Here is a 23,067-nt window from a genome sequence, read left to right on the forward strand (position 1 = left end):
CACAGCAATCGTTTGGGGGTTTTGTGTTGCCGAATCTATCTTCCTTTCTCTCTGCTTAAATATCTGCGGAATGTGGGCTACAAAATATTGCTGCAATGGCAAACTTAGGCAAAGGACAGAAAGGGTACATATTTATCGGCGTGTCTGACAAAGAAAAAGATACTCAACGTATTAAAAGGTTAGACAATATTGTATCCCCTCGGTTTTACTCATTTGGTATCGTGGGTTTAGAGAGAGAAGCAGGTCTTAAAGGAACTGACATTGATGATTACGTTCTTTTCATTACTAGAAAAATTCGTGCTTCAAAATTACCTGAATGGTTAAAAACAGCGGTTAATACAAAGGTAACTCCCATCACATATATGGATCACACAGTATTAATGATTGAAGTAAGGGCTGGTGATGAGCCAGCATGGTATGAAGGTAAGCTGTATATCCGTGATGGACATGAAAAGAAATCGCAAGATGTACCGCAAGAAGTAGCTGGTGAGCAGATATCAGCAGTTTACAATCTCTTCAAGTAAATAGACGAGATTGCCCCCACCTTCATCAAATCAATCTACTTGAATGCGATCGCCCTCCGGGAAACTACAGAGTACGATCGCTTAATTGAACAAAAACAACCCCGGATCGACGTGAAAAAACCTCCCCAAAGCCTCAGCTTGTTTCTTGCTGATTTCTAGCCGATCGTTAATTACCTCAACTACCGCCTCACTCGAACCCATAATTTCTACTAAATCCTCTGCTTCTAGACTCCGAGCATCCATCAAATGCAGCAGCCTTGACTTTGGCGTTGATGTATTAAGTTGATAGTGCCGCTCTTCAAAATCCTCAATCAGTTTTACCAGCAGTTCCAACAGCGCATCTTCTTCTGGAGTCAGATTTGGACGTGAGAGTAATTCTTCAACAATTTCCAAAAATATCTCATTTTCCTCTTCAGTTTTGATAATTCGAGGCTGATATTGAGAGAGCAAGCTACTGTAAATTTTTAGGTCAAAAGTAATAGTCATTTTTCCAGGTTTCCTTGTCATACTCGGCGTGAGTGAAAACGTATTTTATATAAATAATTTGCTTTTCATAGTTAATACTCGCGATTAAGCGATATTTATTTCCTTTGATATTAAAAACTGTAAAATTTCCAACTGCTTCAGCTTTGAGATAAACAGCTTGAACTTCAACAAGATTAGTCCAGGCTGCTTTACTGGCAATTTTATACCAGTCATCGAGCGCTTCGCAGGAATCAGCGTGACTTTGGCAGTAGTCTCTTAATTTTTTCCGACTGATAACGTGCATTTAGCTATCATTATGATATTTTCTAGATGTCTGAATCCCGTCATCATCTATTATATAGCGCGTCTAAATCATTTCAAGCAAATTTTTATTGGCACTTTGATGGACAAGCTTTTCTCATCCCGCGCAAGCTAAGAGTTACTTTGAGAAGCTTTTTATAAATGCTGTTTAAGTGAGAAAAGAACGGACTGTAGCGATCGTCAAATTCAGATCCAGCGGCTTACTCAAATAACCACAAGCGCCAGCTTCCAAACATCGATCGCGATCGCCAGGCATCGCCATCGCCGTCACCGCAATCATCGGTACTGACTCCCAGACAGGATCTGCTTTAACTCGGCGCATCAACTCAAAGCCATCAACATCCGGTAACTGAATGTCCATCAAAATCAAATCCGGCAGCAACTCCGGGGCCGCAGAGGCGGCGAGAATACGATCGGCCATCGCCTTCCCATCCGCGAGTATCTCTACCCCATACCCCTCCAATTCCATCACCTCAGAAATTAACATTTGGTTAAAAGGCTGGTCTTCGACAACCAAAATCCGCTTCCTGGCAATTGGTAAAGCAATCGCAGAAGCAGGAACTAACTTCGTATCCAAAGCACAAGAAGCAAAGTTTCCCAACTGTTGACGCATCTCCGTTAAAGGCAGCCAAACCCGGAAAAGACTTCCCCGATCGCAAACAGATTGAAAAGAAACAGTTCCCCCGTGCAATTCTGCCAATCGCTTAGTCAAAGCCAAACCCAAACCTGTACCTTCGTGCCTCCGAGTCAGGGAAGAATCCACCTGTTGAAAAGGTCTAAATAACAAGTGCCAGCGGTCTTGAGGAATGCCGATGCCGGAGTCTTTCACCTCAAAACAAAAATAAGGAGTGCTGGCATTTACAGGAGAACAATCCGGTCGGTAGTCGCCGTCTATTTCGCTGCCGTAGGCCAGACGCCCGCTGAGTTTAACTTGTCCCTGTTCGGGGGTAAATTTGATGGCATTGGAAAGTAAATTAATCACAATTTGTCGCACTCGCCGTTCGTCGAGCCAAACTTTAGTAATACGGTTGTCGAGTTCTAAAGACAAACCGATTCGCTTTTTGTCTGCCCGCGGTTGCATCATTTTCAGGCAGTCTGTCGCGAGTTCTTGAACGCGAACAGGCTGTAAGTTTAGTTCTACTTTACCCGCTTCTATTTTAGAAAGATCGAGAATATCGTTGATTAGCTGCAATAAGTGCTGACCGCTTTTTTCGATCAGTTCTACATAGTTGATTTGTCGATCGCTCAACTGTCCGGCTGTTTGCCGCAGCAGCAAGTCAGAAAAGCCCAGAATGCTGTTCAGAGGCGTCCGCAATTCGTGGGACATCGAGGCTAAAAACTCAGATTTCAACTGAGAAGAATACTCTAATTGTTCGTTAACTTGGCGCAGGTTTTCTTGTGTCTGAGCCCGCTCGATCGCCGCCCCCAGAGTCCGGCAAGCAGCCTCCAGCACTTCTTGGTTGAGGGCGGTTTGCAGTTTTTTGACGTTGCGGGACTCCAGCGTCAGTACGCCGATAATTGTACCGTCGGTGGCTGCGATCGGAAAAATGCCCAGTTGTCCGATTCCCGGATGCCGAAATTCCGGCACGGCATTGGGATGTTGGGCATAATCCTCTACGAACAAAGGTTTACCAGTTTTCACCACTTCCCACAGCAAACCGATGCCGTAGGGAATACCTTTGTCGAGCAATTCTTGCATTGCTGCGACAACTGGTTCCCCGTAAGTAGCCAAAAATTGACTAGAAATTTGGTTGGAAATCGCCGCCGCTTGCCGGTCGTTTCCCTTGCCGTTAATCACCTTGACATCTCCGAAAGCTGCATTCATTGCCTCTACTAAATAGGTGAGGGCAAACTGACCTATTTCTTGCAAACTGTCAGACTTTTGCAGGCGTTCGGTTAAACCTAAAAGAAATCTCAGCCGCCTGACTTCTGCGTTCAAACTAGCTTGGGAGTTTTGATATACCGTAACGTCTCGAAAGGTAAACAGCCGTCCGCCACTGTTGGTAATCGTGGCGCACACCTCCAAACAAACGGCATTGGATTGCTCGAAATAAAATGATAAGCTTTCATGCTTAGATGTTTCGAGTGCTTGCTGAAAGTCTTGCCACTGTTGAACAGATAAGTAACCCCGATCGACAATTTCCGCAAACAGCAAGTGGCACTTCGGCTTTGTTTCCAGCCATTCTGGGGACAGTTCCCACATTCCGGCCAATTTTTTGTTAAACAAAACTAAGCAGTCAGACGAGTCGAACAGAGCGATCGCATTGTCTACTTGGTTGAGAATCAGTTCTTGGTCTGCCCTCAACTGGTGCAAGTCTCTCTCCATTTTCTCTGTGTGTGTAGCTCTTAGTTTCGTTGTCATAACTTTCTAGGGATATGGCAAGAGTTATTTTATAACCCCTTACTTAAGGTGACATAATTTTAGGTTTTTGGGCAGTGAGGGGGATCGATCGGCCTTGTGATCTGAGACACTTGCTGGTTTCCGATGGCGATTGGAACCCGCTTTGAATTGCGTCGGCTACATTGCTTAATCATCAGGCAATAAGGAGGGAAATCCTTATGACAGAAGCAGATTTTTTTAATAACAATGCTGTCGAAGTTGATGGCATCTGGCTTAAATTATTGTGTCCAACCCTGTGCTAAATTGACCCATCATAATAAAAACTAATTCCGGCGATAAGAAATCAGCATATAGCAATCCTAAATAATTGGTGAATTTCTTACTCGATCCCAGCGGGTTCTGGGAGGGTTGGGGTGAGGCAAAAAAAATACGACTCCTGCAAGGATTGCTATATGTCAAATGCCATCATGACCTTACCCTTAATTTTTATTAGCAATAACTTGGTTATTTGAATTAACTGCTCAAGCAAGTGTTGGATTCAAAAACATAGGGATAAGGCGCGCCTGGAGCAACCGGAGACAGTGATATCAGTTTCAAAAAAGCAACTATATGCCCGTGATCCCAACCCATACACAATCAGTTATTACCAATAATTTAATCTAAAATTGTGCGACCGCTCCCTCACACCGAAGTCGAAAATCTACAATGGTATGAGTTATTACGATCGTGCTTAATTGTAAGGCGCGCAGTTCGCACCCTACAAATGTGAGTTAGAGCGCAAGTATTGTTCATGTTTCTAATGCTTCTTAGGATTTTTCGGAAAAGGAATGCCCAAACTTTCGTGAAAAACAAGCTGAGTTTTATAAGTCAAGCGCCGGTTAACTTGTTTGATAATTTTTTCCAAAAGCGCATCGCCAGTTTTTTCTATCAAAGGCTGAGACATCGATCGAATAAACTTGGGAAAGCAAACCCCCACAGCCAAATCCAGCTTCCACGTAGCGCTGGTAATCGCAGGCGGTAGCTTAGCACGTTCCGAGCTCGGCCAATCGGCGGCAAACTCCTGAGACGGTATCTCCACTAGCTTCATTGCCGATCGAAAATCCACTTCATACCCAGGCGAGGTATAATCCGGAACCGGAATAGTCTTAATTAAATAGCAGCCTTCAGCGTCCGGCGGCAGCAACTCTAAACCAATTCTCGCTTCAACACGGTAGCCGAAAGCCCCAAAACGCCCTATTAATAAATCGTAGCCGTTTTCGCCAAGCGGCTGGGCCTTCATCGGCGAAGCGCACTGGCAAAACCAAGTCTTGTGGTTGTTCAAATGCTTCGCCACCGTCTCCGCATCGGCGTACATCTCCATGCTGTCTTCAAAATGCGTGTGAAACCAAATCGGCTCAACTTCCTCTGCTGCATCCGCGCTTCCACTTTCGGGCTGTCGGAAACTCGCATCTGAGTAGTAATTTTCGTCAGAAGCTTCAACAGTTTGATATTCAGCGGAATCCTGCTTCATCGTATGCTCTCCTGTTATACACGCCAATCGATCCGGTTGGGGATGTGTTAAGGGAGTTTCCTCCCTACAATTGAGAAATTGATAGTAACAAAACTTACCCTAATCCAGCATAACTCGACTTATGAAAGCATTTGTAGCAGGAGCCACAGGTCAGACTGGCCGACGCATCGTCGCAGAATTAGTCAAGCGAGGTATTCCCGTGCGCGCCTTAGTCCGAAATCTAGACACAGCTAGACAAATTTTACCACCAGAGGCTGAGTTAGTGACCGGGGATGTATTAAATGCGACTTCCCTGGGCGATGCTATCGGCGATAGTACGGTATTGCTGTGTGCGACAGGGGCGGCCCCTGGTTTTGACCCGACAGCGCCTTACAAGGTGGATTTTGAAGGTACTAAAAATTTGGTGGATGCAGCTAAGGCTAAGGGCATTGAGCATTTTGTGCTGGTGACTTCTCTGTGCGTCTCTCAGTTTTTTCACCCGCTGAATTTGTTCTGGCTGATTCTGGTTTGGAAGAAGCAAGCCGAGGAGTATTTGCAAAAAAGCGGTTTGACTTATACGATCGTCCGTCCCGGCGGTCTGAAAAATGAGGATAATTCAGATGCGATCGTCATGACTGGTGCGGACAAAATGTTTGAGAGCAGCATTCCCCGCACTAAGGTAGCCCAAGTGTGCGTGGAGGCGCTGTTTCAGCCGGCTTCTCGCAACAAGGTTGTGGAAATTGTGGCGAAGTCGGAGGCTCCGCAAAAGAGTTTTGAGGAGTTGTTTGCCAGTGTGATTTGATTGAATTAGCCTCGCTTGAGTTCGGTGCGTCAGAACAAAAACACTTTGATTTGGATCTGAGATGTTGCACCATTGTCAAGAACAGGCAAGATGCCTGTTCCACAAAAAGTGCATTTTCTTGTGGGGTGGGCATCCTGCCCGCCCAAAAAAGGCTTATCGAGAATGGTGCAAGATGTGATTTGGGTCAAAGATTGGGGGTGACGCACCCTACAACAATTTTCCGATCGCCAAATCTGGCAAAATCTTAATAGTTTTACCATTCGCCGTTGAAATTTCTCTCTCCCAGCATGAAAACTCTCAAGTGGCCAGCTTGGTTCCCCTATCCGATTTCGTGGTTAAGGGCATTTGCTCTCGCTCAGAGTTTTAGTTTTGTCCTTCGCAGGGGCATTCCTTTTGTCAGCGACGATATCGGCTTTCTGACTCTACTGCTGGCGGCTTGGCTGATTCAGTTGCCTGTGTTTTTTGTGTTTCACTTGTTCGCAGTCAAAATCTTAAATCCCTTACTAATTATGCTGCCGGGGCGCTTTCGCGTTGCGCGCAAGTTCAAGCGCAGGCACACTGGTATTCGATCGCACTTGCGAGAAGGCTTGAATGCTGTTGTAGTGATTTTTTTTGCCTTTAATCTGTCGCTGTTGGTGCAACTTGCGATTTTTTATTGGCCAGCGCGATCGATCGATCCCGCCCAGTTATTAACAGGAATATCTACCCTGACAAATGTTGCCATAGCAGGTGAATTAGATTTCTGGCTGCTCAAATTGGCGGGGGTTTTATCGAGTTTAACGCTGTTAGCGGCCCCCCTATATCAATACGATTTCCGGGTGCGCCGGATGCGGGTGGCTCGAAAATTAGCCGAAATTTCGGAAATGGAAATGACTTGGCTAGAAGCTGAGAAATTTGGCCGTCGAAAAAGAGGTTTGCTAAGGCAATCGGAGATTCAAATCCTCGGATTTATACTTTTAATCGGCGCTGTGATTGGCGGCGGTGTTTTTGTGGTTGACAGTTTGCGGGGAAATCAGCAGTTGTCGCAGTCGGTAAGTGGAGTGGGCAAATTGCCGCCGCTGGCTATGAAAACCGGCGATCCTTACATTCGGGCGCTGATGCGAACTATTTCTGCTAGCGAGTCGAATGTTGCTCGACCTTATCACGTTGTTTACGGTGGCAAATATATATTAGATTTGAGCCGCCATCCTGACTGGTGCGTGAAGATTGTTAATGGCCCGAATCGAGGCAAGTGTACTACCGCTGCGGGCAGGTATCAATTTCTGACTACGACTTGGAAGGAGAAGGCTAAACGCTATCAGGCGCGTCGTGCTAATTTTTTATTCTGGGAAGATTACAGTTTTGAACCAGAAGATCAGGATGCTGTGGTTTATGCTTGGTTGAGCGATCGCAAGTTTTGGAAAGCTGATATTCCTGAGATGTTGCGGCAGGAAAGATTAACCGACGTGTTGCGGATGCTTTCGGGAACTTGGACGAGTTTGGGATATGGAATTGAGAACAATTCTATGAGTTCTCGTTTGCCGAAAGTCTACCGGGAAATGCTGCGGGAAGAATTGGAAAATGCTGGTTCTTAAGGAGTTAAATGTTGACGGTTGACTGTTGACTGTTAACTGTTAATGCCTGTTATTGGTTATTAACCAGCCAAAGCTATTAAGAAATAACCACTAAAAAGTAACGAATAACTAACCCTTCAAGTTTGGTAAAAATGCTGTCAAACATTTGTACAATTCTAATCCCGGTCCAGCTTGCAGCGGATAAAGCCTGTCGAAATTAATGGGGTTTCCCGGTGCTAATTTCCACTCGGTTTTCTGTGCTGTTTTTGGGGAAATTTCGATCGCTACCGTGATGTTAATAATGTTGTTCTGCTGGGGGATTCCCCGGAAGCAGTAACTTTTGCCCGTGCGTTTGTCTGAATCGCTGCCGGTGATGTATCTGTCTTGTTTCCGAAATTGGATTTCTCTGAAAGGTCGATCGATCGCAAAGGAGTCTCGGTAGCGGTAGTCTCCGTCGCGCAAGCTTTCGACAGTCGGCCTGATTTGACTTATAAGTGTTGCTGCACTAAGAGTTAGCATCATTGATCCGGGTTCCTCTTGTGAAATCGGTGATTTTGCTTTTCCTGCGTGGTGTCTATGTCGTTGTGGGCGATCGGCTCAAACAAACGTGCGGCGTGTAACCAATTAATAAAAGTTGTTAAGCTGTTTAAGTTGATCCCTAGCTATCGTGAATAATTATTTCATAGTTTTATCTCTGTCACCTATCTGAGTAATAATAGAAACATACAGCAAGCCGTGAGAAAATTTACGGGCATATTTTAGGAATTAATTGACGATACTTAGAGGATACTGCTATGTTTTGCGTGACGGGAGAAACAAATAATTTAGGGCGGGTTGAAACCGGAAATTCCCAACGGCGAGGATCTTTAACCTCTGCGTCTAAAAGTACCCGTATTCTCCGATCGCGAGTTTACAAAGATGAGGCTTTGGTGTCTGCTACCCTTGCGGGACTGCCAAGTCTTTTGGCATCCCTCGAAAGCTTTCGCGATCAGTAGAACTTGGCATTTTCTATTGCTATATATGGTACATGGAGATTTGTGATAGTGGCTGTCAACCAAGCACGGGATGTTTTGATTGCACCTACCATCTTCCTTGATTTGAGTAGAGTTTTTCTGTACTAAACTCTTCCGGGACGCTGAAACCTGGTTGTTTATACAAAAACATTTTTACAGCCCTTTGTCATGGTATGAAAAATGGTATAAAAACCAGGTTTCTTGGTTTGTGTCCGTAAGTCTTGTGTTAACAAAATTTATTTGTTAGTGTCATCGGGTGCGATCGATGCCTCTACCTCTTGGGATGAACGGCTTAACATAGAGTCGTGCACGTGTTCGTTGTGCTGCCTTTCTTGAGCCATTAATTCTCGGGCTTTTTCTTCAGCAATTCCCTCGCCATGTGTTTCTAGCTCGTGGGAGGAACGGTTGAGCATAGATTCGTGCAAGTGTTCGCTATGCTGCCTTTCTCGTGCAATTAGTTGTCTAGCTTTTTCTTCCGCGTTCATGAGAAATTTCTCCAATTGCTGGTTAGAAGCGATTCTTATATTAAGATGCCACAATTTGAGGGTAAATGTAGCAAGATTAACATAAAATTTTACAAAAAAATGTATAAAAAAAATGTATAAAAAAAATTGAGTTTGCTGGCCGTGGGTATAGAGAGCCGTGGTTGCCGAGCTAATTATTGCCAGACGCCGGAAAAGATATTCTTGACTGCGATCGCAATTCGATTTAAGTCTTCCTTCAGCAGCGGTGGCCAAGAAACTCCTCTGCGGAGTCCAGCTTCAAATTGCTGCAAACCTTCTACTGACAGTAAATGCAGTGCCGAGATTAATTGTCGATCGAGCATTGGAGATTCTTGCAGCCCGTCAAACAATATTTTTAAAGCTAATAAAATCGATGTCACCTGTCCGGGTACGGGCGGTTGACCTTGTTTGAGACGCATCAGGAAGGCGTCGGGATTTTTCTTGGTTTCCAGAGCGGTTCCTTGGTCGATCAGAAAACTGCGGGCTGTTTTGTAATCCATTTGACGTGCGATCGATCTCCTGCAATTAATTAGCTGGCATTATATCACTTTTTGTCTCGCTCAATTTGGTAATATATTTCCATACAGGCTAAACTACAGCTACTGGTGAGGCCCGCCCATAAGCAAGCTACAGCTACTGATAGAGGCGTAGCATTCATCCCACAGTCGCCTCGATCGAAGTGAAACGGACAGGGAAAAATCAAACAATGGCAAAACACCAAGGAAATAGCAGAAAATCCAAGATTTATCGCTACTTGTGGCTGCTTTTTTTGTGTCTGAGCTTTCTGTTAGTTCCGCTTATCAAAAAAATAGCTGCCGATACGCCATTCCCCCCACCCGCTCCTATTGCAAATAATGCTACTTTTGGAGCGAGGATTCAAAGGACGATGGGGCTACTTGCGGCTAGCACTCCAACAGACCGCCGCCAAGTACGCATCCTATTCTACGGTCAATCCATTACTCAGCAAGATTGGTGGAAAGATGTAGTGAAGGATTTGAGACAGCGATTTCCCTATGCAGATTTGATTGTGGAAAATCGGGGAATCGGAGGATTTGACGCCCCAATTTTAATCCGTCCCAGCGAACACGATTTGTATCCTTTTTATCCAGACTTGCTCATTTTTCACGTCTACGGAGGCGGTGAAGATTACGAAGCCATAGTTGCCAATGTCCGCAGCCGCACTGCTAGCGAAATACTCTTGCATTCAGACCACATCCAGTGGCTGCCCACAGGCAACAGCGACGATCCAGAAGAAGTCAAAAGATACGAATGGCACAACACTCATTCTACTCAATGGCTGCCTGAGTTAGCCGATAAATACGGCTGCGAAATCGCGGAAATTCGCGAACCTTGGCGCAGGTATTTGAAAGACAATCGCTTGCAACCACAACAGCTATTAAGCGACAGCGTTCACCTCAACGATTGGGGAAATTTTCTCCTAGCTGCTCTCATAAAACCGCATCTGCGATACAAACCAAATTCTCCTCAACCGCCGCAGGATTTAGTGAAAACCTATACGGTTGGCAGCGATGTTAAGTGGCAAGATGGCAAGTTGGTTTTAGAATTTGAAGGAAATAGAATAGATGCGATCGCCGATAAAACCTTCAACGGCAAGGCAATGTCTGCTAGAATTGCGATCGACGGCAAAAAACCCTCAGAATTTCCTGAACTTTACAGCATCACCAGACCTAGCGCTAGTCCTGGCGTTCCTTGGCCGGCAATCATCCAAGTATCTAGCCAAAAACCGCTAATCGTCGAAGATTGGAAAGCTGTAATTACTGAGATTAACAGCGACGCCAGCAAGTTTAAATTTGACGTTGTAGGTTCTAAAACAGGTTACGACGGCAGCGGTACAAATGACGAAATGTTTGTCTCAAACTCCGGCCGCATCGTTATTGAACCGAGAAACTGGTGGCTTAAAAATTCTTATGAATACTCTAAAAAACCGACGCCTAAAGGCTTTGAGATTTCCTGGCAGGTGCGGCCAATGTTTGTTGATTCATACGTTCCTCCACAAATTGCAGATTCAAGCCGCGAGTATTCTACAACATTGGCTCAGAATTTGAGCAACTCCAAACACACCCTTGAAATCGTCCCCGAAACAGATAGGGAAGTTCCAATCGAGGCAATTCAAGTGTATCGCCCTCCTTTCTCCAATCTAAAATCTCAAGTTGAGAGTTTTAAACCGCAGATATCAGCGGATGAAAACCGATGAACGCTGATGCAATTTTATCAGCGTTTATTTGCGTTCATCTGCGGTTTAAAAAATCTTCATGTTAATTTTTTTATAGCAATCGCCTTGGTGGCGCAGGGCGTTGATGATTGTTCAAACCCTTAATATTCAAGCATCTTGACTCCTGACTCCTGCTATAATCGCCAAGATTATCAAGTTCTAGGAATCCCCAACTCCTGAGACATCAACAGCGATAAACATAAATCCGCCATAAAAATCAACACCCAAGAAGTTACCACCGCCGCCGTGGCAGCTTGGCCTACTCCTTTCCCTCCGCCCACCGTCGTCAATCCCCAACCGCAACCGACAAGGGCAATTATCAACCCAAAAATAAAACTTTTAATCGCCACAGTTACTAAATCCCAAGGCGCCAAAAAAGTCCGCACTGATTCCAAAAATACTGACGGTTCCAAATTATAAAAATTAACCGCTACAAATAGCCCGCCCAAAATCCCCACCGCTACCGCAAAAATTGTTAAAATCGGCAGCATGATGCAGCAAGCTATCACCCTCGGCACTACTAAATAATCAACCGGATTTGTTCTTAACATATACAGGGCGTCTATTTGTTCCGTCACCTGCATTTCTCCTATCTCCGCCGCAAAGGCCGAACCTACTTGTCCCGCCACCACGCCCCCCGTTAAAAGCGGTGCTAATTCCCCACAAAATGCCACAGCAAAAGGACCTCCCACCGCCTCAACCGCCCCAAAGCGAACCAATTCTCGGGCGGATTGAAAGGTAAAAATCATGCCCCCAAACAAGGCTATTAGCAGCACGGATCGGAAAGAATCCAGGCCTACTGTTACTAAATGTTCCATGATTTTGCGGTGGTCAATTTTGCCTTGGAGTATGCGTAGCAGCACTTGGCCGCCCAGGAACAACGTCACAAAAAAACGCTGAAACCACCTGTTATTGAAGGTTTCATCTAAATGTCGATCGTGCTTTTCTTGGTGTTTTTTAACCACTGACTGAGGGCTCGCGATTAATTGCAAACAGGGCGAAGCACTGCCACCTACTGATTTTTGGCAATCCTACAGCAATTATTGCACGATTTGTCAATATATATTTTCAGTCTGCCTGCCCTGCGGTTGGTACGCTATACCATTTTAGACTTTAGATTGGCAGTGATTGATTCTGTGGTAATCATCACTCATTTCCCAATCTAAACTCTCAAATCTAAAACCCTCGGACTACTCCGCAAGTAATAAGTCGATAAACTTATCCAACTCTTCATTATTCTTGTCGGCTTGATCCTTGCCAATTCTCAGCAGGTCTGATATTTTTTCTTCCGAGGCATCATCAATGGGCAGCGGTTGTTCGTGGCTCAAATCGGGAGTAATTCTTAAATATTGATTCGGTCTTTCAACCGCATCATAAATTTGAATGAGTTGATAATTTACAGTTTCCGCAACTCCAGTCATCATGATATTAATTAAAGGCTCAACCCACTCAACTTGACCCCAATTTTTGACTTTTTCGTAGGAAAATTTTTTCTGAGCTTCTCCAGTTCCCAAGGATAAAATTACCATATCTTTGGCTGTCGGGCTTTTTTCGGGGCTATCGTCAGGAATTCTGAATTTATTTCTAACTTCAGCATAGGCACAAAGTGCGGGATTGTTTGCGAAGACTCCCCCGTCAATTAAAGCATAGCATTCATTGCTAAAAGAGTAGATTTTAGAAACCTCAAAATAAGAGGGAGCTGCCGATGTTGCTCTGGCGATATCTCTAAGGAAATAGTCTTCTGCGGGACATTGTTGACCATCTATTTGATCGAAAAAGTGAGCTTTTCTCCTTTCGATGTCGTAACTGGAAATTAAACAAGGTTTTAGCAGTTCGCTGAGTTTGCAATCTCTAAAATGTTCCCAAAATAATTTTTCTAAGGGATCGCTGGGATATTTCTCATCTCTCAAACCATTTATAGATCTGACTTTTTGCCAAAATGAAGTCTGAAAAACGTCGCGCCCACTCTTAATGGAAAAATTAACAGCGTCTTGGGCTGCCCACCGAGGCCTGCTGGGATTTTCGGCATCGGGACACAAATAGATGCAAGTTAAAATTCCTCCCGCACTCGTGCCCGCGATTAAATCAAAATAGTCAGCTATTCTCGCATCTGGATTGCCACTTTTTTGTTGCAGCTTTGACTCAACGCTAACTAAAATTTGCGCGGGAATAATTCCTCTAATTCCGCCTCCATCTATTGATAAAATCCTGGTATATTTAGCCATAACTGTTGTCTATTCCCGACGTTTGCTCGTTTCCTAATTTCAAATCCCTAAGCCTCGGGATTCATGCACCGCTCACTCTCAAGTCCCAAATCTTCAATCTAAATTTAATTGGCGGGCTGCGATCGTATAGCGAAAAATGTATTCTACAATTTCTACGTAATTGTAGGCAGCGGCTGGCGATTCTGCCCAGACTGTGATGCCGTGATCGCGAATTAACAAAGCGGGTACAGAGGGCGTACAAGTGGCAAAGAATTCACAAATTTCCTTGGCTATCTTAGGGACTTCTAAATAATTTGTAAAGAGGGGTATCGACACTTGCGGGTTTTCCTCCCACACCCCCAAACCTTTCACCATTTCGATCGGGGGCAAAGGCACTGCATCTCCTGCTGTTAGCCGAGAAACTAAATTTGCCTCGATGGAGTGGACGTGATAGCAAGCTTTAGCGTTTGGAAAACAATTGTAAACGGCTAAATGAATGCTGGTTTCGGCCGAAGGTCGGCTGTCGGCCACAGGTTGTTCGACAATTGCGCCGTCTGAGTTTATTCTGATAAAATCTTGTTCAGTTAATTGCCCTTTCGCGCGGCCACTAGCAGTAATCCAAAAACTGCCATCTGGTAAGCGGGCTGAAAGATTGCCAGCAGTCCCAACCATCCAACCGCGATCGTAAAAATGTTTGGCTGCTGCAATTAAATCCGATCTCAAATCGCCACTCATTCTTTACAAATCCTCAGTTTTTAATCTACTTTTTACGTTAATAGGAATTGCGCTGGCCTATCTAAACCTAGGGTAATCCGTACAAAGCTTACCAATACATATAGCTCTAAACGTAGGGCGAGCCATCAGCATCTTACTAAATACACATACCGTCTAGTGCGATTTTTTGGTCGAAATTCCTAATATAGTTTCAATTCCATTTTTGGGACAAATTTTCCAAGACATCAAAAAAATTATCCCATTTAGTATAAGGCTTTTGCTGTTCGTCTAGATACTCGGCAAGCCGATCGCGCGCAAACACCGACGAAGCCTGCAAAGCCATATTAAAATCCGTCAGCGAATCTCCAATCGCCACCTGTTCTTCGGCCGGGTGCTGCGCCATCACCCGCACCTTAGACACCAATTCCTCATCTCCTTCCAACTCAGAATTGACTTGCAACCGAGGGCCACTAGCGTCCACATCCACAGCGTAAATAACGCTCGCCCGGTTGACCAAATCGCCCATTACCGTCTCTACCATAATCCGAAGACCGCCGGACACGATCGCAAAATCTACCTTTTTCTCGTCCAAAAAATCCAGCAATTCCAACAATCCCGGCCGCATCAGCCTTCCCCTAGAAAATTCCACAATTTCCCCGTAACATTCAGAGGGAATAGACTCTAGTAACTGCCGCACTCCCGATCGCAAACTCAGCCTTCTAGCGTATATTTCAGGCATTAGTTGAGACGACAATTCCGGTGCGAAATGCTTGAGCATTGCCACAAAAGTTTCTTCAACGGTTATCGTACCGTCAAAGTCGCAGAATACCACCCGTTGCTGATTGTTCGAGATTGAAGATTTTTGCTTGTCATCGGTCATTGTCAGTCGCACCTTTCGAGAACGGGAAAAGTTTACACAATTCATCGTACACTGTCGAGCGATCGAGCGCGACTGCCCAAAACTAATAGTGACGAGCTGTTTGTTGGCAAATTCCCCCCAGGATTTTATGCAGATTCTTCGAGAGAATCTTCCAGAGAATCTTCCAGGGAATCTTCCAGGGAATCTTCCAGAGAATCTTCCAGAGAATCTTCTAAGTCCTGCTGTTGGTTTGTTGTCTTTTGGGGGTTAGACTTAGCCGGCAAACAGATTAAATTATCATCCTCAGTATTAATCAAACCTTTCGATCGCAACTTACCCATCAGCCGCGTCACCGTCACCCGCGTTGAGCCGATGGCGCTACCAATTTGAGCGTGAGTCAAGGCCCAAGGCAGGCGGTAGCCCCGAACCACATCCGGTTCGCCGTCACCTACGTAAGGTTCGCCGAACTCCTCGATCAACAAAGTGAGAAATCCCAACAGTCGGTCGATCGTCCGGCGCTGTCCCAAAGTGCTCAGCCAGAGAAGTTTCCGCTGGTGTTGGTAGCGAAACGCATCCAAAATTTCCCTACGAAAGTGAGGCCAATTATCCAAGTCGTGCCAGTACATCCACACTACGTGAGTTTGATCGGCATGAGCGTAAGCTTGGAGAGTAAAAGGAGACTGAGCAACCAGTTCAAAGGGCTGGCCAGCGCCGACGAAGCCCAAAAAAGCTTCTTCTGTAGTTTTGTCAGCGGATTTTGACTTCGCCCCTGCAGCGCTAACTTGAGCGCTGCCTACGAGCCGCACAGAACCTTTCTGAACTAAATACAGCAGTCCGGGTCTTGCGGGAATCCGCTCGTCTTTGCTAAAAGTCCGGCAGCGGTAGTGTTCCTGGGCCCAGTCGATAATTCGCTGCCAAGTGATAAAAGGTCGATCGATAGTCTCTAGAGGTGTGGAAGTTGATTGCATAAGTGAGGCTCTGGGATATATTTAATAGTGAGACAAACAGTTTCTGCCAGCAGTGCGATACAAAGTGAGATAACCAACCCCCGATCGAGCTTGTACGCTTCTTACCTGTGCTGACTTTTCTGTGTTTTACCGAAAAATTAAATGTAGCAAAAAATACATCAAAATGGTAGAGATCAGCAAAAAATTTGTCTGAAATAATTGTATATTTAGCCCCAAAATCGCTACAAAGCCCATTAATTCGATTTAGCCCCGTCCGAGGGAGGCGATCGACTATCCCTGACATCCGCATTTTAACGTACAAGAAAAATGCAAGCGGTCACAGTTGATAGTTGCTTTTACGGTAGGATGAGCCGATATGGATACAGCAAAGATCTCACAGTGCCCGGAAGTTACAGTGAAGTGTTTCTTGCTTTCAATGTTCCAAAGCGCGATCGCCCAGCAGGGAACACTGGTCCAAATTCCGTTAAATCCCATAGGTGGCAGCCTTTTTAAGAACAGGCAAGATGCCTGTGAAGCGAAGAGTGAATTGGATTGTGGGGTGGGCATCCAGCCCGCCCATAACAAGCTTATTGAGAAGGGTGCAATAATTCCGTTAAATCGAAGTAAAGATAGCGCGCGGGTGCTGTACGTCTCTGCGATCGCCCTGAAATTGGCTAAAACTTGGCAGCAGACACCGCAGACAATCGCCGCCGAGTTGGTCGAAACACTCGAACCGCTGTGCTACCCAGATTTCGCCGTTAAAGTAGCGCCGGGGGGAATGATCGAGATGGAGTTGACTGATGCAGGTTTAGCCGTCTGGTTGCAGCGTTTAGCTCAAACGAACCTTCCAGTTTCAGGATCTAAAATATTAGATTCTGTTGTGTGTGCCGATCGACTGTTTCCCATTCAGTACAGCCACGCGCGCTGCTGTTCCCTGCTGCGAATGGCCCACCGCGATCGGATAATTGCGATCGCCCAGCCCGATGTGGCTACAGCGCCGCAAATTTGGTCCCTAGCGAGTCCAAATCCTATCCCTTGGATTGACGAGGGCGATCGACTGCGGTTAGTGCATCCAGCAGAACGCCGTTTAATATCGCAACTGTTAACAGTGCTAGACAATTTATATCCTACTTTTGATGTAAAAAACCGCGAAAAACCTGTCAATTATTTCAAATTAGCCGATAGTTTGAGCGAAGCATTTCAGATTTTTTACAGCCAGTGCCGAATTTGGGGTAAAGTTAAAATAGAACAGCGCCAACTCGCCCAATCCCGCTTGGGCTTAATATTAGCAACTCAATCTTTGCTGCGATTTATTTTAGAAGAGTTATTGAACGCTCTTGCTCCTTTAGAACTTTGATTTTGTTCTCATTTTTAGCAACCTTTATTCATAATAAAGGTTGGTTTCCGAAAGTAACCTTGACTTCTTCCATCTGAAAAGCTATCTATTTTATATGGTTCATCCTGAATAATCCAGTAACCTACGGTCGCAGAAAAAAATATAAAAACTTAGCTATTTATATAATAATTAATAATATTTTGGTAATTTGGGCATTCTTATTTTTTCTAATTTATTTAAGTAATCTTTCTTTTGGCTTTTGATAGAAATGATTTTTAGCTTGCATCTATGGCTGTGCTCCTTAAAATACTTAACTTTATATTATACAATTAAGCTGCGTAGCAGCTCATCTATTGGCTATCCAGTATGCTCGAAACACAAGAAGAAGATTACACCTTAGTGGGAACGAATCCTATCCCTCTTCAGGAAATCCAAGAGGATATAGCCTTACCAGAGACGGTACTTCTGACCAATCCGCCTCTAAAATTTTCCAAACCGGAAACTCGGTTAAGCCTCAGATCGCTAACTTTGGAGAGTGTCTTCGCTACGCTTTTTTACAGCATCATCGGCGGCGCGTTGCTCAGTAATTTCTTGCTGGATTTAGGAGCTGGCCCAGTCGAAATTGGTATGCTCGCCTCCATTCCTCAACTGGTAAATCTGCTCCAACCGTTCGGAGCTTATATAGGAGACCGACTGCAGAGCCGCCACTGGTATTCAATATGGATTTTCGGACTGTCGCGACTGCTGTGGCTGATTATCGTGCCAGCCATTTGGTTGGGAGGCTCATTTCAGCTCGCTGGAGATCGGCTAGTGCAGTTGACATTGGCAATCATCTGGGTAACTCAAGTCTTAGAATCTTTAGGTCGTGCTTCCTTCTTGAGCTGGTTGGCGGTTTTAGTACCTCAGCGGTTGCGCGGGCGGTATTTTGGCTTTCGCAATAGTGCTGTCAGCTTGACGAATCTCATTGGTGTGCCGTTGCTGGCTCTAGTGGTATCGAACTGGCCCGGTGGAAGGCTCCAAGGTTACAGTGCCGTCTTGGTTTTAGGAATTGTGCTTGGCATCATCAGTCTAGGTTGTCAGTTCTTTATGACCGATGTGAACCCAAAGCTTGTACACGTCACGCATTCAGATAGAGGCGAAAAATCATCCATTGGAACAATTTTTAGCTTTCTCAAGGAACCCAATTTTTTAAAGTTTTTGCTTTACTCTGCTCTATGGAGCTTTGCCGTTAACGTCAGCGCTCCCTTCTTTAACCTCTATCTGCTGGATAACCTAAGTATAGATGTCAGTGTGGTAACGCTCTACAACAGCTTAGGAGCGGGTGCTAACTTACTGCTGCTGGTTTTTTGGGGCAAACTGGCTGACCGGGTTGGGAACCGCCCGATCATGATAATAGTGGGAATCTTGGTGGCTCTGACCCCTCTGCTCTGGCTAGAAGCTGGAACGGCTCCAATTTTTATATGGGTGTGGTTCCCGCTTTTGCACATCATCGGCGGTGCAACGTGGGCGGCGATCGACCTGTGCAGTGGTAATCTGATGATGTCGGTGGCACCACTACGCAATCAGTCGATATACTTTGCGATCGCGGCGGCGGTTCCTGGTGTCACTGGGGCAATGGGAATAACGCTTGGTGGCTTTATCGCCACTTTGACTAATCTCGGTGGCTTGCCAGGGGTGTTTGCCCTCTCAGCCGTCTTACGAGTGGCGGCTCTCCTGCCCTTGGTTTTTGTTGGCGAGCAGCGTTCTGTGTCTTTGGGTAAGTTTTGGCTGCTCTTGTTGCCACCTTGGTGGAGAAAAGTGCCAATTGAACCTGGAAACATCAGGTTTCAACCATTAATAGTTGAACAGTTTGACTCTGGGCCTGAAAGCTCAGGCGATCGCTCTTCAACTCTTGATTGATTGTAGTCCGACAATAATTCAGAAAAGAGTTGATTAACCATTTTTAAAGTGTTAAAATCCTCATCATATCATCTAAGATGTGACGGCTGTTAGGTCGCTTTTTTTCAGAAATATAAAGTCTGGCAATTCGGGATAAGTTTTGTATGGCATCTAATTATTTTTGGGTGCCTTCAACATTTTTTACGATGGCGATCGTTCGTCGCAGCTCGATCGCCAGTTCTCACCCTCGTCAATAGCTCCTAGAACGACGATGCTCAATTTAATCACTTGACGAGCGGCTGTTAAGGGTTCTTCAAATTCTGGCATTGTAAAATAGCGAGAGTTTTATTCAGTTTTTTGAGGATAAATCTCATGGTCACACTACCACGTGTAGCCTCACCCAGGCGTCAAATTCATCGATGAATATCGTAAGATAATGCCTGCATCTAGTTTAAGGCGTTGCAGGCGAGATTTGCTTTTTTTCAGGTTTTGCGATCGGCAGCGTTACTGTAAATTTACTGCCGACGCCTTCTTCACTGATCAAAGTAATTTCGCCACCGTGCAAGTCCACGCATTTTTTAACAATGCTCAGCCCCAGTCCAGTACCGGGAATTCGACCGACATTTTTAGCCCGGTAAAATGAATTAAACAACCGTTCTTGGTCGGCGACAGGTATGCCAATTCCTGCATCCAGTACCGAAAAAATCGCCTCGGTTTCAGTAAGTTTTAATTCAAAGATTACTTCGGTATTAGGGGGAGAATACTTAATAGCATTGGACAGCAAATTCCCCAGAATGCGCCGGAGCAAGCTTACCTCCAAACACGCCATCGCTGATGGATTGTGATTTACAAAAATCAGCGTCACCCGGTCATTTTCAGGTTTCAACTTCAGGCTGTTCTGAAATTCCCCTACCAACTCATTACAAAACTTTGTTAAGTCTATCGGTAGCAAGGAAAACCCAGTTTTTCCTGACTCAACACGCCCCAGCAGCAGCACATCATCTAATAACAAATCTATGCCTTTTGCTGCTGCTTGAGTTTTGTCTAGAAGTTCTTGGGTTTTCTCCTCTGTTAATGTCAACTTGTACTTGCTAAGAAGTTGTGTAGTGCCGATGATGAAATTCAAAGGATTGCGAACGTCGTGGGCAATCATGTACAGCAGAGATGTTTTCATCTCGTTGAGTTCTTGGGCTGTTTGCAGAGTGCGATCGAGTTGGTCGTGAGACAATTTGAGAGTTAAAGACAACTGGCGCGATCGCAGCAAAATCTCCACCCGCGCTTGCAATTCTATCTTCTCGATCGGAGCGATAATCAAATCGTCAATACTTTGCCAAATAAATTGCGTTGCCATCCCTACATCCGAGCGGGATGTAATCAAAAGAAAAGGCAAGCATACCGGGTGTTCTGCCTGTTTTTGTGCTGCTACCCATTGCCAGTGGCGTTTCAGGGCAAGACCGTCTATTATCCCCAGGTCAAAAGATTGATTAAATGGTAAAAAATCCTCACTATCTGTTGAGTTGGGCAGCAATACCTCATAATAAACTGCTAGCCATTCTAATAACAAGCGGCGATTTTCTTTCTGTTCGACAAGCAATAAAATTTGACTCACGCACTTTCTCCTAGCAAGCTGTGAACAATTCCCAGCAAATCTCTAACGATCAAAGGTTTTACCAAGATATTCCGAGCCCCGTGACAGAGGCTTTCGTGCTGAATGGCAGCGCTTTGTTTGGGCGAGAGTATCAGAAAAGGGATTTGGTGATTTCGCAGTTGTTCGCAGCACTCCCAAATCCGGCGGTCGAAACCAGAAATATCTACTAAAGCCATCCCGATCCTAGCAGGCTGACTGATAGCTTGTGCAACATCTTCAAAGTTATAAGCCGCGATCATCTGGTATCCTTCTTTATTAAGAAATTGTGCTAATAGTTCCAAGTTTCGCTGATTGCGGTCTACGGCTAAAATTATTGAAGTGCCAGTCATTTATCAGCTTCCTGTGAATACGGGTTATACCATTTTAGATTTGAGATTTGAGAATGGGGAGTGAGCGATTATATATGGGTTGGGAGGTCACCTAAACTTAGATTTTTTTTATCTGGTATTAGCTTACTTTTCGGCGAGCTATTACATAGGTTTTCAGTTGAGTGAAGTACATATGCTGGGGTACAGGAAACGGCCGCGTGTCCTGTGCCCCTACTGTATTTCATAGAATTGAAAACTAAACTACGATAAAAGTCGAAAAATACACAAATTTACCAATATATTTAAGTTTTCCAGGACTTAGGCTAGTTGTGAGGTGCGCGGTGCGCCCCCTACTCATTAGTAGATTCACGACTCCAAAATTAGCTGCACTTGCCCCAAAACAGCAGGACAAACCCCGATTCAATCTTCATCCGCTCCCCCCTCAACCCATACCGGCGCCGAACTCAAAATGCCGCGCAGCCCCCGTATCGGTTTGCTGACTTTGATGCCGTAGCGAGTAATCTCAAGTTCTCGCAGAGTTCTCTCGAAATTGCTGACTCGTTTTTTAATTACTCCGATCGCCTTGCGGATTTCTGTCCTATTATGCAGTTGGCGTTCCATATAGCGTATAAACAGAAGATTATCCGCCAAATAGCTAATCCCGATCTCGGTCAGCCGAAAATCTCCGCTAATGGCTTCTACCTCATTAATCAAGATAACGGTGACTCCCATATTCTTCAGATACTTACACAAAGCGTGCAAATTGTTCACCAAATCTTGCCCCTGCATCGAAAGCTGATAGCCAGAAATACTGTCAAGCATCACAATCCGCGTCTTTTCCTGCTCCACCTCCTGGCGAACCATACAGGCAAACTGATCTGGCGAGTACAGCAAAGGTTCCACGGGTATCACCGAAAGACTTCCTTGCCCCATCATCGCCCCAACCGGGATGTTAACTGATTCGCAGCGCTGCAGCAGAGTAGAAGTTGACTCCTCAAAAATGTAAACTACCGATCGCTCCCCCCTTCCTGCAGCTTCCTTCATAAACTGAATGCCCACCGTCGTTTTACCAACGCCGCTAGGCCCGCTAATCACCGTCACAGTCCCCCGTTCCAGCCCCCCGTGCAGTAGTTCGTCAATTTGTGGAACCCCAGAAGAAATTGCTTCAGCCACAAAATCCTGTTGATAGTTGTCCGGCAGCAGTCGCGGATATACCTCCATACCAGCCTGAGTCAGGCGCAGCGAATGGCGGCCGCTGCGGAAGTTGGAGCCTCGCAGCTTGGTGACAGAGAGGGCGCGTCCTTCTGTCAATAGTTCTAAATAAATTACTCCGTCGCTGATGAATTGCAAATCGTCGTCGGGAGAACTTGATGTGCCTTCGGAGGTGAACACCACCGTCGCCCCCCCTTCCACCAAAAACCGCAGAAAAGACAAAACTTGCTTGCGAAACTGAAACTCATCTGCCGCTAAGTAGCGAAATTGAGTGATTGCGTCCAAAAACACCCGTTGTGGCTTGACAGCTTGGACTCGCTCGATAATCTTTTGTGTAGTCGGTTCTCGCTCAACCTCGGAGGGGGAGAAAATGTCATAAGTCTGAACTTCTGTAAAGAATTCTGACGATGGACTCAAATCCAGGAACGCCATCGCTTCCATATCAAAACCGAGACTTGCGGCATTGGCCCGCAATTGCGCTTCCGGTTCTCCTAAAGTAATAAACAGGGGGGTTTCTCCCAGAGCCACACCTGCTGCCAAAAAGTGAAAGCCCAGTGTAGTCTTGCCAGTACCCGGGCCGCCGCGCACCAGATAAGAGCGTTGAGAAATTAGGCCGCCGCCAATCACTTCGTTGAGACCGGTAATTCCCAGAGAAATTCGGTTTTGAGACATTTGTTTTTTCATGTTTTGAATATCGGGCCCGTATTAATATTTAAT

At 45.3% G+C, this 23,067-nt stretch carries 22 protein-coding genes; 6 read left to right on the forward strand and 16 right to left on the reverse strand.

Annotated features, from left to right (window positions below):
• Nucleotides 1–86 precede the first annotated feature (86 nt).
• Nucleotides 87–524, forward strand: a complete 438-nt coding sequence (locus QUA53_RS22230; protein ID WP_333099858.1) for an RNA-binding domain-containing protein — start codon at nt 87–89, stop codon at nt 522–524.
• Between the two features lie 81 nt (nt 525–605).
• On the opposite strand, the gene QUA53_RS22235 is transcribed toward QUA53_RS22230, so the two are convergent.
• From QUA53_RS22235 to QUA53_RS22250, 4 genes are all read right to left on the reverse strand, one after another.
• The gene (locus QUA53_RS22235) at nt 606–1,010 is read right to left on the reverse strand and encodes a transcriptional regulator (protein ID WP_333099831.1); all 405 of its coding nucleotides are present in this window, start codon (nt 1,008–1,010) and stop codon (nt 606–608) included.
• Nucleotides 994–1,293, reverse strand: coding sequence for a type II toxin-antitoxin system HigB family toxin (locus QUA53_RS22240; protein ID WP_333053113.1), 300 nt, complete (start codon nt 1,291–1,293; stop codon nt 994–996). Before QUA53_RS22240 ends, QUA53_RS22235 begins: the two co-directional genes overlap by 17 nt.
• Before the next feature lie 165 nt (nt 1,294–1,458).
• Complete coding sequence (locus QUA53_RS22245; RefSeq protein WP_333099832.1) at nt 1,459–3,672, reverse strand: ATP-binding protein; 2,214 nt, start codon at nt 3,670–3,672, stop codon at nt 1,459–1,461.
• Between the two features lie 775 nt (nt 3,673–4,447).
• Nucleotides 4,448–5,161, reverse strand: coding sequence for a DUF1997 domain-containing protein (locus tag QUA53_RS22250; RefSeq protein ID WP_333099833.1), 714 nt, complete (start codon nt 5,159–5,161; stop codon nt 4,448–4,450).
• A 121-nt stretch (nt 5,162–5,282) separates the two neighbouring features.
• Between QUA53_RS22250 and QUA53_RS22255 the strand changes: the two genes are divergently transcribed.
• Nucleotides 5,283–5,942 carry an NAD(P)H-binding protein gene (locus tag QUA53_RS22255; protein ID WP_333041137.1) on the forward strand — a complete coding sequence of 220 codons (660 nt, stop codon included), beginning with the start codon at nt 5,283–5,285 and terminating at the stop codon, nt 5,940–5,942.
• A gap of 287 nt (nt 5,943–6,229) precedes the next feature.
• Nucleotides 6,230–7,516: a glycoside hydrolase family protein gene (locus QUA53_RS22260; protein WP_333076533.1), complete on the forward strand. Its 1,287-nt coding sequence runs from the start codon at nt 6,230–6,232 to the stop codon at nt 7,514–7,516.
• Nucleotides 7,517–7,624: 108 nt separating this feature from the next.
• Here QUA53_RS22260 and QUA53_RS22265 read toward each other — a convergent pair whose 3' ends face one another.
• The 3 genes from QUA53_RS22265 to QUA53_RS22275 form a co-directional block, all read right to left on the reverse strand.
• Nucleotides 7,625–8,017 (reverse strand): hypothetical protein, encoded by a 393-nt coding sequence (locus QUA53_RS22265; protein ID WP_333099834.1) that lies wholly within the window; start codon nt 8,015–8,017, stop codon nt 7,625–7,627.
• Between the two features lie 727 nt (nt 8,018–8,744).
• Nucleotides 8,745–8,993: a hypothetical protein gene (locus QUA53_RS22270; protein WP_333099836.1), complete on the reverse strand. Its 249-nt coding sequence runs from the start codon at nt 8,991–8,993 to the stop codon at nt 8,745–8,747.
• Nucleotides 8,994–9,166: 173 nt separating this feature from the next.
• Nucleotides 9,167–9,511 (reverse strand): Dethiobiotin synthetase, encoded by a 345-nt coding sequence (locus QUA53_RS22275; RefSeq protein ID WP_333071279.1) that lies wholly within the window; start codon nt 9,509–9,511, stop codon nt 9,167–9,169.
• A gap of 206 nt (nt 9,512–9,717) precedes the next feature.
• Between QUA53_RS22275 and QUA53_RS22280 the strand changes: the two genes are divergently transcribed.
• Entirely contained in the window at nt 9,718–11,226 is a 1,509-nt protein-coding gene (locus QUA53_RS22280; RefSeq protein ID WP_333099837.1) for an SGNH/GDSL hydrolase family protein, read from the forward strand.
• Nucleotides 11,227–11,396: 170 nt separating this feature from the next.
• Here QUA53_RS22280 and QUA53_RS22285 read toward each other — a convergent pair whose 3' ends face one another.
• The 5 genes from QUA53_RS22285 to QUA53_RS22305 form a co-directional block, all read right to left on the reverse strand.
• Nucleotides 11,397–12,209, reverse strand: coding sequence for an MlaE family lipid ABC transporter permease subunit (locus QUA53_RS22285; protein WP_333099838.1), 813 nt, complete (start codon nt 12,207–12,209; stop codon nt 11,397–11,399).
• Between the two features lie 225 nt (nt 12,210–12,434).
• Entirely contained in the window at nt 12,435–13,469 is a 1,035-nt protein-coding gene (locus tag QUA53_RS22290) for a patatin-like phospholipase family protein (protein WP_333099839.1), read from the reverse strand.
• A 93-nt stretch (nt 13,470–13,562) separates the two neighbouring features.
• A complete protein-coding gene (gene mtnB, locus QUA53_RS22295) occupies nt 13,563–14,183 on the reverse strand; it encodes a methylthioribulose 1-phosphate dehydratase (protein WP_333099840.1) in 621 nt (206 codons plus the stop codon).
• Between the two features lie 190 nt (nt 14,184–14,373).
• Nucleotides 14,374–15,042 (reverse strand): HAD-IB family phosphatase, encoded by a 669-nt coding sequence (locus QUA53_RS22300; protein WP_333099841.1) that lies wholly within the window; start codon nt 15,040–15,042, stop codon nt 14,374–14,376.
• Nucleotides 15,043–15,167: 125 nt separating this feature from the next.
• Nucleotides 15,168–15,989: a Crp/Fnr family transcriptional regulator gene (locus QUA53_RS22305; RefSeq protein WP_333099842.1), complete on the reverse strand. Its 822-nt coding sequence runs from the start codon at nt 15,987–15,989 to the stop codon at nt 15,168–15,170.
• Between the two features lie 355 nt (nt 15,990–16,344).
• Between QUA53_RS22305 and QUA53_RS22310 the strand changes: the two genes are divergently transcribed.
• The gene (locus tag QUA53_RS22310; RefSeq protein WP_333099843.1) at nt 16,345–17,325 is read left to right on the forward strand and encodes a DALR anticodon-binding domain-containing protein; all 981 of its coding nucleotides are present in this window, start codon (nt 16,345–16,347) and stop codon (nt 17,323–17,325) included.
• A gap of 345 nt (nt 17,326–17,670) precedes the next feature.
• Nucleotides 17,671–19,203, forward strand: coding sequence for an MFS transporter (locus QUA53_RS22315; protein WP_333099844.1), 1,533 nt, complete (start codon nt 17,671–17,673; stop codon nt 19,201–19,203).
• Between the two features lie 180 nt (nt 19,204–19,383).
• Here the strand turns inward: QUA53_RS22315 and QUA53_RS22320 are convergent, their stop codons facing one another.
• From QUA53_RS22320 to QUA53_RS22335, 4 genes are all read right to left on the reverse strand, one after another.
• Nucleotides 19,384–19,509 carry a hypothetical protein gene (locus QUA53_RS22320; RefSeq protein ID WP_333099845.1) on the reverse strand — a complete coding sequence of 42 codons (126 nt, stop codon included), beginning with the start codon at nt 19,507–19,509 and terminating at the stop codon, nt 19,384–19,386.
• Nucleotides 19,510–19,633: 124 nt separating this feature from the next.
• The gene (locus QUA53_RS22325) at nt 19,634–20,791 is read right to left on the reverse strand and encodes a HAMP domain-containing sensor histidine kinase (RefSeq protein ID WP_333099846.1); all 1,158 of its coding nucleotides are present in this window, start codon (nt 20,789–20,791) and stop codon (nt 19,634–19,636) included.
• Nucleotides 20,788–21,159 carry a response regulator gene (locus QUA53_RS22330; RefSeq protein WP_333099847.1) on the reverse strand — a complete coding sequence of 124 codons (372 nt, stop codon included), beginning with the start codon at nt 21,157–21,159 and terminating at the stop codon, nt 20,788–20,790. Before QUA53_RS22330 ends, QUA53_RS22325 begins: the two co-directional genes overlap by 4 nt.
• 399 nt (nt 21,160–21,558) lie before the next feature.
• Nucleotides 21,559–23,022, reverse strand: a complete 1,464-nt coding sequence (locus tag QUA53_RS22335; protein WP_333099848.1) for an ATPase domain-containing protein — start codon at nt 23,020–23,022, stop codon at nt 21,559–21,561.
• Nucleotides 23,023–23,067 lie beyond the last annotated feature (45 nt).

The organism is Microcoleus sp. Pol12B3 (assembly GCF_036701355.1).
GTDB lineage: Bacteria > Cyanobacteriota > Cyanobacteriia > Cyanobacteriales > Microcoleaceae > Microcoleus.

What these genes read in the sequence shown, in the direction of transcription:
- QUA53_RS22235 (WP_333099831.1), bottom strand. Translation starts at nt 1,010, where the DNA reads ATGACTATTACTTTTGACCTAAAAATTTACAGTAGCTTGCTCTCTCAA.
- QUA53_RS22240 (WP_333053113.1), bottom strand. Translation starts at nt 1,293, where the DNA reads ATGCACGTTATCAGTCGGAAAAAATTAAGAGACTACTGCCAAAGTCAC.
- QUA53_RS22245 (WP_333099832.1), bottom strand. Translation starts at nt 3,672, where the DNA reads ATGACAACGAAACTAAGAGCTACACACACAGAGAAAATGGAGAGAGAC.
- QUA53_RS22250 (WP_333099833.1), bottom strand. Translation starts at nt 5,161, where the DNA reads ATGAAGCAGGATTCCGCTGAATATCAAACTGTTGAAGCTTCTGACGAA.
- QUA53_RS22255 (WP_333041137.1), top strand. Translation starts at nt 5,283, where the DNA reads ATGAAAGCATTTGTAGCAGGAGCCACAGGTCAGACTGGCCGACGCATC.
- QUA53_RS22260 (WP_333076533.1), top strand. Translation starts at nt 6,230, where the DNA reads ATGAAAACTCTCAAGTGGCCAGCTTGGTTCCCCTATCCGATTTCGTGG.
- QUA53_RS22265 (WP_333099834.1), bottom strand. Translation starts at nt 8,017, where the DNA reads ATGATGCTAACTCTTAGTGCAGCAACACTTATAAGTCAAATCAGGCCG.
- QUA53_RS22270 (WP_333099836.1), bottom strand. Translation starts at nt 8,993, where the DNA reads ATGAACGCGGAAGAAAAAGCTAGACAACTAATTGCACGAGAAAGGCAG.
- QUA53_RS22275 (WP_333071279.1), bottom strand. Translation starts at nt 9,511, where the DNA reads ATGGATTACAAAACAGCCCGCAGTTTTCTGATCGACCAAGGAACCGCT.
- QUA53_RS22280 (WP_333099837.1), top strand. Translation starts at nt 9,718, where the DNA reads ATGGCAAAACACCAAGGAAATAGCAGAAAATCCAAGATTTATCGCTAC.
- QUA53_RS22290 (WP_333099839.1), bottom strand. Translation starts at nt 13,469, where the DNA reads ATGGCTAAATATACCAGGATTTTATCAATAGATGGAGGCGGAATTAGA.
- mtnB (WP_333099840.1), bottom strand. Translation starts at nt 14,183, where the DNA reads ATGAGTGGCGATTTGAGATCGGATTTAATTGCAGCAGCCAAACATTTT.
- QUA53_RS22300 (WP_333099841.1), bottom strand. Translation starts at nt 15,042, where the DNA reads ATGACCGATGACAAGCAAAAATCTTCAATCTCGAACAATCAGCAACGG.
- QUA53_RS22305 (WP_333099842.1), bottom strand. Translation starts at nt 15,989, where the DNA reads ATGCAATCAACTTCCACACCTCTAGAGACTATCGATCGACCTTTTATC.
- QUA53_RS22310 (WP_333099843.1), top strand. Translation starts at nt 16,345, where the DNA reads ATGGATACAGCAAAGATCTCACAGTGCCCGGAAGTTACAGTGAAGTGT.
- QUA53_RS22315 (WP_333099844.1), top strand. Translation starts at nt 17,671, where the DNA reads ATGCTCGAAACACAAGAAGAAGATTACACCTTAGTGGGAACGAATCCT.
- QUA53_RS22320 (WP_333099845.1), bottom strand. Translation starts at nt 19,509, where the DNA reads ATGCCAGAATTTGAAGAACCCTTAACAGCCGCTCGTCAAGTGATTAAA.
- QUA53_RS22330 (WP_333099847.1), bottom strand. Translation starts at nt 21,159, where the DNA reads ATGACTGGCACTTCAATAATTTTAGCCGTAGACCGCAATCAGCGAAAC.
- QUA53_RS22335 (WP_333099848.1), bottom strand. Translation starts at nt 23,022, where the DNA reads ATGTCTCAAAACCGAATTTCTCTGGGAATTACCGGTCTCAACGAAGTG.